This window comes from Sinorhizobium medicae (assembly GCF_007827695.1).
In the GTDB taxonomy this organism is placed as follows: domain Bacteria; phylum Pseudomonadota; class Alphaproteobacteria; order Rhizobiales; family Rhizobiaceae; genus Sinorhizobium; species Sinorhizobium medicae.
The window spans coordinates 62,718-73,871 of sequence record NZ_VITA01000012.1; the positions used below are offsets into that span (position 1 = coordinate 62,718).

Genomic DNA, 11,154 nt, shown 5'->3' on the forward strand with positions numbered 1-11,154 from the left:
TTTCTGTCCCCTATCTCGCACTGATGATTTCACGCCATACGAAATTGGCCTCCAGGACCCCCGCAGCCTGCCCTCCGGCCGCGGCGACGACGGCGGAAGCGACCTGATCGAGCCGCAAGGTGTCCGGGTTGATCGATGGCAACGACGTTGCGAGCGCCTGCCCCACCGCGTCGCGAGCCGCCCGAAGCGCAAGACCGAAAACCATCGGTTTGATCCGGAACGCCTCCGCCGTCGCCTGGCGAAATCGGTCGAAATCGTCCTGCTCCAGATGCCGGAGGTCGATGTCGAGCAGCCTTATATCGGCACAGTCTCGCTCCACGAGTTCGCGATGATACAGCTCGACAATTGAATCGAAGATCGCACCGACGAAGGGCAATGCCCGATCGTGCACCTCGCGTGTAACCTCGGACATCCGTCTAAAATTCGTTGCGAGGCGGATCTGGCTTTCCGGGCTGGTCTCCGCAAACCGGTTGAGCTCGTTATAGAGCAGGAGGTTACCCTTGGTCCGCCTGAGCAGCCTGTCGACGGCCGACTCGAAATGCAGGAACGAAATCAGCGAGACCAGATCGGAAAAGGCCTCCGAAAAGGAGAAGAAGTCGCCGCCGCGTGAAACGGAAGTCGGGATACCGGTTTCCGAAAGCAGGATGAGGTGGCCGGTTTCGTGGGCAATCGTGTCGAAATTCAGTGCATAGGGCCGCTTGATCCCGTCTATATCGGAACAGCCGAGCTCCAGAAATCCATAGCCCGCCTGCGCATTGTCCCAGTTCACGAAAGCAACGATCTCGAGCCGCGGAAAGGTCTGGTCGAAGAACCAGCGCACCGGCCTGCCCAGATAGCTCTGCCAGATGTTGAGGACGAAATGGACGCAGGCATAGGCATGAACCGGGAGGAACGCCCGGGAATCGGGAGAAAGGTTGTCGAAATGACGGTCCGGGCCCGGGGCAGCCGGTAGACGGAGAGCGCCATGGAACGGCGGCAGCCTGTCAAGACCGTAGGGTTCCTTGTCCTGGACGGGATCGACCACATACATCGTTGCGTCGCTCGGCCCCTCACCGATCTCGTCCCGCGGTATCGGCAGCCAGATGCGATCCGGCTTCTCATAGCCGGGGATGAAGGGTGGCTGAGGGAAGATCCAGAAGCGCGTACCTAAGTGCGCGTCACCGGATGCGAGGGCCTCGTCCCGAAGCAGACGCATCGCACAAACTGTCCCCGATTTTAAAATGCCTAAATTATGGTTTCAATTTATAGGTGTTCACCAAATTCGAGTCAATGCCGCCGGCCTCTAGGTCCCGGAGGAAGGTGTTCGTTGCGATCCAGCCATCAGCGCGGTGCGCCTGACGGTGCTGCGCCAGAAGGACCGGAGCCTTGCGCAGCGCATCCAGCGCATCGCGACGCTTCTGCCCGATGATTTGCGCTCTGAGTTCGCCGCTCCTGTCGGGCGCGCGGCCCGCCGCTCGAAAGACTGCCGCAAGGGAACGCTCCCGGAAGTTCATATCTCTAGCGATAGTTGTAAGCCGATCGCGCTCCGAAGGGAGGATGACACCGCTTCGCGACAAGGCGAAAAAGGTCCGCTGCAGGTCGACAAGTGCATCCGTCAAAGGAAGAAAACCGAGTTCCGGCGGTCCCGAAAGCACGGCAATCGCATCGTCTGGCGCGGCGTCGGAAAGCGGACCAAGGCTGAAGCGCCGATACCACCTGTAGATGAGGCCGACGCCGATCATGCCGAAAGCGTCAAGCTCCGCTGCTCTGAGCGCGCCCATGCTGGCGGCTCCGATGACGACAATCCCCTGCGCCATCGCCCAGAGGATTTCCTTGTGCCGGACCGCCGGTCTGTCCTGGAATTGTCCGTCTATCAGAACCATGGCGCTCGGACGAAAGGCATGCGCAGCAAGCAGAAAGTCACCTTGCGCAGCCGGCTGCAGATAAACGGCATCGAGGATTTTTTCCGCCTCGGCAAGCCGCAGGGTCGGACCAAGGAACACCAGAATCGGACCATCGGCTGCCATCGCATACTCACCGCAAGACGAAGAAGGGAGAGGCACCAGGAAGAACGGTTCGCACGCAATGTACACCGCCTTCGGCACCCACGGAAATGGCCAGCACCGGTCCGAGCCCTGCATCGATCACGCGGCCTGCCAGCGCACCGGAATTTGTGAGCGTCAGCGTCGGTGTCTCCATGAACCTTGTAGCGTGATCGCCAAGAATAAGCTCCCGGGCCTTCGCTATCGCCCCGTCCGTCCTCCTGCGATAGTGCTCCCTCGTCTGGTCGTCGCGGGCGCCAGAGATCGCCCCTGCCCGTGCCGAGAGTGCTTCCAGCATTGCGCTTGCAGCCGCCGCTGCAACGCTCGGGCCCGCGGCGTAACCTTCCGTCGGCAGCGCCAGTATCGGCTCACCCGGCGAAGTCTCGATCGTCTGACACCAGACGACGGGAACGGATGCCGGAGAGGGAGCGAGCCACAGGGCGAAGGAGATGCCGCGAGCGCTCGCAACCGACCGAATACGATCAATCCTGTCCCCCAGGCCAAAGGGCGCAAGCCGCATCCGATCGAAGAAGCCATGCGTGGCAAAGGCACGGGCGATCGCATCCCGTTCGAGGCATTCCCATAATCCGTGCAGGAAAGCGCCATTGGGGCTGGTATGGCAGGCAAGGCCGGTGGTCGTGCGCAGGAAGACGCCGTCATGGGCCGGCGGCGGATCGCTGTAACGGGTATGCACGAGTTCCAGCGGCACCGGCTGCACTAAGCCGCTCAGGACATCGATCCCTTCGATCCAGGCAATGACCTGTTGACGCCATTTTCCACGCCGTTCCGGAACCACGAGGTTCTCAAAGAGACCCTTGGTGACTTCGAGTTGGTCGGCGGTCGCGAGAAAGGTCCGATCTGCCGGAATGGACTCGGCAAAATAGCGTTCGAGCGATTCCATCAGCGCGCCGACTGCCGCCTCCGCTTTGGAGAAGCCCCTTCCGAGAGACGTAACTTCGGAGAGCGCGGCAGGCCGGACAGCCTGCATCACCGGCAGCCCGATCCGGTCAAGGCCGGTCAGATCGCCGAGCCGCGTGATGCGCGCGCGGCGGCAGAGCGGAGGAAGCGCGGCGAGGCAGCGTTCCAGGTTCCCCTCAACCGGATCGGCGGAAAAGGGTACCTTCCGCGCGGAGACGATAGAGGCATGGAGGTCCGCGGCGGTGCCGTCGACGCCCGCGCCGTTCTTCGGCCTCACACCGTCTCGCTCAGTGCCTGATGACAATGCCGAGCTCCCGCGTCGATTTTCGAGCCCGCCTGAGCAACGCCGTCGCCCCTTGGCTCTCAGCGATCTCGATAGCGCAGCGCAGGTCCGCAGCAACAACTTCCTTACGCTCCCCTGTACGCGCCAGAAGAATTGCACGGCACCGGTGCAACTCCGCCAGCCAGTAGGCGTGACCGGTTTCCTCACCCTTCCCGATCGCCTCATTCACCACGTTGATCGCCGGTTCGATCCTTCCGGCAAGACCCAGCAGCGTTGCGTGCATGCAAAGATAGATCGGCAGATCCGCGACGGCACCGAGCTCGCGCAATTGAGACAAGCCGCTCTGGAACAAGGCATGCCCGCTCGCAAGACTCGTGCGATGTGCCTCGGCCCAGCCGCCGAAGAGATTCGAGAGGCCGGACAGAGACTGCATCTTGTGCCTCTGGGCAAAATCCGCCATTCGCAGGGAAATACGGGTGAGCCCTTCGAAATCGTCCCGGTAAAAGGCCGACACCGCTTCTGTGTCCAGGGAATGCGCCTTGCTGTGTGCATGCGCTATCCGATCCGCGAAAGCGATCATTCTCGAAAGCGCCGCGTCGGATGCCTTGGTGCGTCCTGTGAGCCACAGGGAGAGTGCGAGTTGGCCGAGGCCGCAGACCTTGGCGTCATGCCCACCGAACTCCGTCCGGCTCTCTTTGGCCCGCTTTTCGTCATAGAGCGCAAGGCCCGCCTTGATCGCCTCCTGCGTTTCCCGATGGCGGCCGAGATTGAAATCGATCGCCCAGATGCAGTGATTGACCTGGAGCTGGATTTCCGGCTCATTGGCCTTCGACAGCATCGACCGCACCTCCAGAGCGCGGTCGTGCATGACGCGAAAATTCGATCCCGTAAGCCACCAACCCCAGTATATCGGAAACCATTGGGACTGCTCGGACAGCGGCCGCTGACGGGCAATCTCGACCGCGTCCTCGTAAAGCCTGCGCGCGGGCTCGGAGCTCAGACCGACTGCTCCTATCAGAATCGGACCGAGCGCCGTAAACGCTGAAAGCTTCAGAGGTTCGGCGGTGTCGCTCTCGCCCAGTTGGCCGCAGAGATCCAGGGCATGTTCCAGAAACTGTTTCGCCTCGATCATCGCGGACCGGCTCGAACTTTCCTTTCCCGCAGTGATGAACAAGGGGGCAGCCTCTTCGAGGAGTCCCGCCCGCTCCGCATGTTCGGCAAGAGCGCCCGTATCAATCCATGCGGCGATGCCGCGATTTTGGTTTACTGTCGTGAAGAGCCGCCGATGCAGCACCTGCCGCTGCTTACGCAGCACGGATTTGTAGATCGTTTCCTGTATCAGCGTATGCCGGAACCCATAGGCGGTCCGTCCCGGCAACCTTATCCGCGTCAGAAATCCGGTTTCGCAGAGGGTATCGGCAGCGTTTGCAAGTGCGCTCTTGCCGAAATCGGGTAGGAGAGCCCGAAGCAGGGGCAGGGTCACCTGCGTGCCGGCTACCGCCGCCGCGCGTGCCACCTCCCTGGCCGTGCCCAATTGTTGCAGGCGGGACGCCAATATCGATTCGAACGCCGACACATGCGTGGGATTGGCGCTCTCCGACAATCGCATCGTGTCAGGTTCGACGTTTTGCGACACCCATTGGCAGATCTCTTCTATGAACAGTGGAACGCCGCCCGAGATCCGTTCCGTCGCGTCGAAGAGATCGGGAAGCAGGTCGAGGCGATGCTCCGGCCATTTTGCCTTTATGGCCAGTCTGGTCTCATCCGGATCGAGAGGCCGCAACGGCAGGCGCGTCGGGCTGGCTATATCCAGCCATTCCGACGCAGAGGCAGGACGCGATGTCGTGACGAGTAGGATTGGGAATTGTCCGATTATCCTGGCAGCTTCGCCGAGAAGGTCTTGCGATGTCGGGTCTATCCAATGGATGTCCTCGACGGCCACGACGGCCGGCCCACTTCGGCACATGGCTTCCAATGCACGAAGCAGGGCGCGATGCGCCCTTTCGCGGATCGCCTTCGGATCCTTGCTCGACGGCTGCCGGCTTCCCTGCGCCCCGAGCAGATAGGCAAAGATATCGACGACCTCCGCATCCCTGATACCGTTGCGCTCGAACAGAGCCGCTACGGCGGCGGCCGTCGGACCCATCTGGCCGCCGCCGGATACCGATCCCGGAAGGTTGTTGAGGAGAGGATGAAGCGTCGAGCGGAACCCGCCAGGGAGACACTGGAAGAAGAGGAGCTTGGAACGCCGGCCGCGCGTTCGTCTGCGGATTTCCCTCAGCAACCGCGATTTGCCGATGCCGGCATCACCCTCGATAAGGACCACGGAGCCTTGTCCCGCAAGAACACCGTCCCAGATCCGCCCGATGGTATTCAGTTCGTTCTCTCGGTTGATCAAGGGTCCGCCGAGCCGGCCGAAAGCATAGAAGCGGTCTATGCCTACCTTGTGACCGAGCGCGCGCCACACTTTCTCAGGTGTCGTAAAGCCCTTGAGTTCCTTGCTGCCTTCAAACACAAATGAATAGGACCTGCCTGCAAGGTGGCGTGTTTCCTCGCAAACAAGCACGCTGCTCGGCGCAGCGATCGCCTGCAGGCGGGCAGCCATGGCAAGAGCGGCGCCCGTGACCGGCTCCTGAGCCCAGCCCTCGCGTGACGCTTCGCGAACCAGGGCGACGGAAGTGGCGATGCCCACGCGAACCTGCAGATCGTCCTGCCCCGCCTCGCGACCTACCCGCTTGCAGGCTTCGACAATGCCCAGTCCTGCCCGAATTGCGAGTGAGGCAGCGTCCCTGGCCTCGAGCTCGATCGGAAAAAGCGCAACGCCGCCATCGCCGGCCTCGTGCTGCATCACGCCCGAATGCGATGCAATTTCTTGCTTCGAGGCGAATTGGAACGCGGACATCAGTTCCTGGTAGTCCTCGATATCCATGACATGCATCAGATCGGTCGAGCCGACCAAATCGTAGCAAAGTGCCGTGACGATGCGCCGCTCGCCTCCACGCACGGAAGAGCCGCCCGAGCCTTGTCCACGCTCGGGCGCTTTTCGTGGTGTTTTGGTCCGGCTATCACGCAGCATGCACTACCCCCACGTCCGGCAGCCGAATTCACTCAGACGCGGCTCGGCATCTGGCGACTGTCCGTTTCTTCCCTTTCAACGTGACCCCGACCTGGAAAGGCGTGCGCAAAATCACCCTCGCTGCACGCGGTGTCGGGATCGACTCGGGAAGGCTGATTGCCGCATCGGCCAATGTCAATCGGCAGGCAGTTGCAAAGCGTACAAGCTGGCAATCTTTAGAGCCTTTGCTGTCTAAATGGAACATTCTGCCGGAGCAGGTTTTCGTCAGGGCGGCGATGATTGGCGAAGGTTCTATCCGAAGGTACCGCCGAGATCATCACCGCTGAGCCTGGAGGAAGCGGCACTGGATTGCCGCTGAGTTTGGGCTCAACCTCGGAAACAATGGTGGAGCAGCTCCCAGGCACCCAGCCCGTATCAGGAGACAATCGATGGCACGTACTCCCGCAAAATATTGCGATCTCGTCATGAAGGGCGGAATCACCAGCGGTATTGTCTATCCGAACGCGGTGCTGGCGCTCGCGCGCGACTACCGGTTCAAGAACATCGGCGGCACCTCGGCCGGCGCGATCGCAGCCGCGGCCTGCTCGGCCGCTGCGGTCGGAGACCGGTGCAAGCGGTTGAAGGTTCCGGTCGCTCAGCCGGAAGAGTTCATCGGTTTCGAAGGCCTTGCCAGGGCTTCGGCCAATCTGTCCTCGCCCGGCTTTATCAGGAGCCTCCTCCAACCTGCGGCCGGCGCAGGTCAGGCATTCCGCCTGCTCGTCATCTTGGCCGGCAGTGCCGGCTTTCTTCGCAAAACCCTTGCGCTTCTAGGCAGCGTCCTGCGCATCGCACCCGTCGAGATGCTGCTGTTGTTCGCCTCCCTCGCGAGCCTTGCTTATGCTGTGGGTGGTCCGACAGGCATTTTATCCGCCGCCCTACCGGCTGTGATCTGCGCCTATGTTGGAGGAGCGGTGTTCGCGGTGCTTCGCATCGCTCGTCTCATGCGGCGCAATCTGATGGGTCTCTGTACCGGCAAGGCATTCCATGATCGCTCCCGTGGCCGAAACGCGGCCCTTACGGATTGGCTCCACGAAACCCTGCAGGCGCTTTCAGGCAAACCTTTGGATCAGCCCCTCACCTTCGGCGATCTCTGGACGGCCCCGCGCTATCCGGGCGAACCGGGCTCCGAGCGCGCCGTGACCCTGAAGATGATCACGACGGGCATATCGCACCAGGAGCCGCGCAGCCTGCCCTTCGAAAGCGCGCTTTTCTGGTTTCGGCGCAGGGATTTCGACATGCTCTTCCCGAAGGCCGTCGTCGATTGGATGGTGGAGAAGGCGCGGGATCCGGTCACTGTGGCGGGCGAGAACTACTATCTGCTCCCGCATGACGCCGATATGCCGGTGCTCGTCGCAACGCGGATGAGCCTCAGCTTTCCCCTGCTGATCAGCGCCGTGCCGCTCTACGAGCCCGCCCGGCCCGAGAGCCCGCCCGCAACCGAGGGGGAAGCCCGCGCTGGTCCTGATGACGTCGAAGAGAAGACAGTATTGGACAGCACGGAAGCGCTCACCACCGGTGGCAGGAAGCGCCGGGCGGGACCGGCCGCATTCCGGATCTGCTGGTTCTCGGACGGCGGCATAAGCAGCAACTTCCCGATCCACCTGTTCGACAGGGCGCTGCCCAGATGGCCCACCTTCGCCATCAATCTCGTTTATCCTACTACGTCCGACACGCGGCCACAGCCTGCCGTGTTCCTGCCGGAAAGCAATCGACAGGGATGGCAGCGGCACTATCAGGCGATAGCACGAAATTCGGCCGTCCATGAGCTCTGCGCCTTCGTGTTCGGGATCGTCGCGACGATGCAGAACTGGCGCGATCTGCTCCAGTCACGCGCGCCGGGCCACCGCGAACGCATCGTCCATGTTGCGTTGAGCCCGGAGGAAGGTGGACTCAACCTGGCAATGACGAAACAGGTTCTGGACGCCGTCTCCAAAAAGGGCACGGCCGCAGGCGAGATCTTCGCCCGGTTCTCCTTCGAGAACCACTATTGGATCCGCTGGCGCAATCTCGCCTCGGCCCTCCAGCGCTATACGATCGACATCGCGGCGAGCGACGCCTATCAGCCGAAAATCCCGGATTATGAGGTCGCCTATGCCCTCGCCCGCGACGCCACGGCGACGCCGCCCTCCTATCGGTTCGCAAACAAGGCGGAGCGCCATGAGGCGGCGCGGCTCTTCGAGCAGCTTATCAGCGAAGGGAAGATATGGAGCGAAGAAGGGCCTGACCTGACCAAAACCGCCCCAAGGCCGCTGCCACAATTGCAGATCGCACCGACTTATTAGAACGAGGAGCCGGCAAACCACTGAAATAAGAGACAGCGAGCCCTCATTCACCTCACGATCGTCAACCGCTCGGCCGCGCGCGTGATCGCCGTATAGAGCCAGCGTTCGCGCGTATCGCGGAAAGCCCAGCTCTCGTCGAAAAGCACGACATTGTTCCACTGTGATCCCTGGGCCTTGTGCACGGTCAGCGCGTAGCCGTAGTCGAATTCGTCGTAGCGCTTGCGCGTGGTCCAGGGAATTTCACCCTCGACATCCTCGAACGCCGCCTTCAGGAGCTTTATCTTCGCCGCGCCCCGATTCATGTCGTCTTCTTCCGGCCGGATCATCAGGTTGATCCCCGGCTTGACCGTTTCCTTCGACGAGCTCATCACCTGCCAGAGCGAACCGTTGAGCAGCCCCTTGGCGGGATCGTTGCGAAGGCACACGAGCTTGTCGCCGGATTGCGGATATTCGCTGGTGAAGCCTTTCAGCTCTCGCAGTCTTTGGTTGTAGCGCCGCCGCGTCCTGTTCGTCCCGACCAGGACCTGATCTGCCTCAAGCACCAGAGGCTGTGTCACTTCGCCCTTCGGGATGACCTGCGCGGTGCCATAGTCGCCACGCATGATCTCCTTGCCCTCTCGCACCTGCATGGCGAGCTGAATGATCGGGTTGTCTCTCGCCTGGCGATGGATATCGGTCAGGAGAAAATCCGGTTCCTGATTGGTAAAGTAGCCGCCACCGGAAACCGGCGGGAGCTGCCCGGGATCGCCGAGAACGAGAATTGGCGTGCCAAAGCTCATCAGATCCTTGCCGAGCGCTTCGTCCACCATCGAGCATTCGTCGACAATGATCAGCGCGGCTTTCGCAACCGGGCTCTGGCGGTTGATCGCGAACATCGGGGCGATCGAGGTCTTCCCTGTCTCCTCGTTCTCCACCTCCTCCTCACCGCGCGGGCGGTAGATCAGAGAGTGAATGGTCTTGGCATTCGTCGCCCCCTTGGAACGCAGCACCTGCGCGGCCTTGCCGGTAAACGCGGCAAAAACCACCTCGCCATCCACATTTTCTGCGAAATGGCGGGCGAGCGTCGTCTTGCCGGTCCCTGCATAGCCGAACAGCCGGAAGAGTTGAGAACGGCCTTCCTTTAACCATTTCGAAACGGCCTTCAGGGCCTCATCCTGTTGCGGAGCGAACTGCATGATCCTGAGTGTCAGGATTCGGCCGCCGGACGCAAGTGCGGATTTGACCGTTCGGCCGCCACAACCGGTCGAAAGCCGTTCGGAAATTCCTGCAGCATCTTATCGACCCATTGAAGCCGTCTTTCGGCCCGAAGCCTGTGGCACTTTTTTGTACCTCGCCTTGAACCGGGGCGGCGGATGCTGCTACCAACGCCGCGCTGCATACAGTGTGCGCGATCGTCGACGCAGCCGATCCGCCCCGGAGAATATTCTTGAAGCCGGAACAGCCCTCAACCCCGACGCTGCCCAGGAACGGCGGACTGGGACGCCTGTCCCCCCTTTGGCAATGGGGCCTGCTTGCCCTGCTCTCCGCCGTCTTCGCCGGGATACTCGAAATGATCGGTATTCCCGCCGGCCTGTTGATGGGGCCGATGATCGCGGGTGCGGTCATCGGCATGAATGGCGGCACGATACGATTGCCGCGACAGCTCTTCTTCTGCGTCCAGGTGATACTGGCCATGATGATCGCAGCCTCCATGAGCCCCGATCTTCTCGCGACCTTTTCCGGCCATTGGCCCCTCTTCCTTGGAATCGTTCTCTCGGTGATCGGCGTCAGCACACTCTGCGGCTGGACGATCACGCGCATGGGCATTCTGCCGGGCACGACCGCGATCTGGGGCTCGTCGGCGGGCGCGGCCTCGACCATGCTCCTGATGGCCGATGCCTATGGTGCGGATGCCCGGCTCGTCGCTTTCATGCAATATCTGCGCGTCGTCTTCGTCGCCGGAACTGCCACGATCGTTTCCCATCTTTGGGTGAGCGGTGCCGAGGCGCCGACGGCAGTCCGCTGGTTTGCCCCCATAGCGGGCGTTCCCTTCTTCATGACCCTCGCCATCGGCATCATCGGCGGCTTTCTCGGCAAAATGCTGCGCGTCCCCGCCGGCGCCTTTCTCGTGCCTTTCGCAATCGGTTCGGCCCTCAACATCACTGGAACGCTGACGATCGAACTGCCGCAATGGCTTCTGGCGCTCTCTTTCGCAATGCTCGGCTGGAATATCGGCCTTGGCTTTACGCGGTCAATTCTTGCGCACGCCCGTCGCGCCCTGCTGCCGACGATCGTCTCCATTCTCGTGCTTATATCCTTTTCCGGTCTTCTCGCGCTGTTGCTCATCGAGGCCGCCGGCATCGATCCGCTGACCGCCTATCTCGCGACCAGCCCCGGCGGGCTCGATTCCATTGCCGTGATCGCCGCATCGAGCAATGTCGACCTTCCTTTCGTGATGGCCTTGCAGACGGCCCGCCTGCTCATCATCACGCTGATCGGCCCCGCCCTCGCCCGCTTCGTCGCCGACCGGGCGTGAAGTCCGCCGCAATGCCCGGC

Annotated in this window: 7 protein-coding genes; 2 read left to right on the plus strand and 5 right to left on the minus strand. The window is 61.9% G+C overall.

Features of this window, described 5'->3' with window-relative positions; genetic code table 11:
* Nucleotides 1–10: 10 nt before the first annotated feature.
* The 4 genes from FB009_RS20195 to FB009_RS20210 are packed head-to-tail and all read right to left on the minus strand — an operon-like array spanning nucleotide 11 to nucleotide 6,298.
* Nucleotides 11–1,195, minus strand: a complete 1,185-nt coding sequence (locus tag FB009_RS20195; protein ID WP_011976121.1) for a gluzincin family metallopeptidase — start codon at nucleotides 1,193–1,195, stop codon at nucleotides 11–13.
* A gap of 34 nt (nucleotides 1,196–1,229) precedes the next feature.
* On the minus strand, nucleotides 1,230–2,006 hold the full coding sequence (locus FB009_RS20200) for a TfuA-like protein (RefSeq protein WP_102045214.1): 777 nt from the start codon (nucleotides 2,004–2,006) through the stop codon (nucleotides 1,230–1,232).
* A 7-nt stretch (nucleotides 2,007–2,013) separates the two neighbouring features.
* The gene (locus FB009_RS20205; protein WP_011976123.1) at nucleotides 2,014–3,243 is read right to left on the minus strand and encodes a YcaO-like family protein; all 1,230 of its coding nucleotides are present in this window, start codon (nucleotides 3,241–3,243) and stop codon (nucleotides 2,014–2,016) included.
* On the minus strand, nucleotides 3,227–6,298 hold the full coding sequence (locus tag FB009_RS20210) for an ATP-binding protein (protein WP_011976124.1): 3,072 nt from the start codon (nucleotides 6,296–6,298) through the stop codon (nucleotides 3,227–3,229). Before FB009_RS20210 ends, FB009_RS20205 begins: the two co-directional genes overlap by 17 nt.
* Nucleotides 6,299–6,726: 428 nt before the next feature.
* Here FB009_RS20210 and suhR point away from each other — a divergent pair, with 428 nt between their 5' ends.
* Nucleotides 6,727–8,619: an RpoH suppressor SuhR gene (suhR, locus tag FB009_RS20220; protein ID WP_011976126.1), complete on the plus strand. Its 1,893-nt coding sequence runs from the start codon at nucleotides 6,727–6,729 to the stop codon at nucleotides 8,617–8,619.
* 47 nt (nucleotides 8,620–8,666) lie between these two features.
* On the opposite strand, the gene FB009_RS20225 is transcribed toward suhR, so the two are convergent.
* The gene (locus FB009_RS20225) at nucleotides 8,667–9,794 is read right to left on the minus strand and encodes an ATP-dependent DNA helicase (protein WP_011976127.1); all 1,128 of its coding nucleotides are present in this window, start codon (nucleotides 9,792–9,794) and stop codon (nucleotides 8,667–8,669) included.
* Between the two features lie 251 nt (nucleotides 9,795–10,045).
* Here FB009_RS20225 and FB009_RS20230 point away from each other — a divergent pair, with 251 nt between their 5' ends.
* Nucleotides 10,046–11,134: an AbrB family transcriptional regulator gene (locus tag FB009_RS20230; protein WP_011976128.1), complete on the plus strand. Its 1,089-nt coding sequence runs from the start codon at nucleotides 10,046–10,048 to the stop codon at nucleotides 11,132–11,134.
* The last annotated feature ends 20 nt before the right edge of the window (nucleotides 11,135–11,154 follow it).

Bases quoted from the DNA above. Each gene is read 5' to 3' on its own strand.
- FB009_RS20225 (WP_011976127.1), bottom strand. From the start codon at position 9,794: ATGCAGTTCGCTCCGCAACAGGATGAGGCCCTGAAGGCCGTTTCGAAA.
- FB009_RS20200 (WP_102045214.1), bottom strand. From the start codon at position 2,006: ATGGCAGCCGATGGTCCGATTCTGGTGTTCCTTGGTCCGACCCTGCGG.
- suhR (WP_011976126.1), top strand. From the start codon at position 6,727: ATGGCACGTACTCCCGCAAAATATTGCGATCTCGTCATGAAGGGCGGA.
- FB009_RS20195 (WP_011976121.1), bottom strand. From the start codon at position 1,195: ATGCGTCTGCTTCGGGACGAGGCCCTCGCATCCGGTGACGCGCACTTA.
- FB009_RS20210 (WP_011976124.1), bottom strand. From the start codon at position 6,298: ATGCTGCGTGATAGCCGGACCAAAACACCACGAAAAGCGCCCGAGCGT.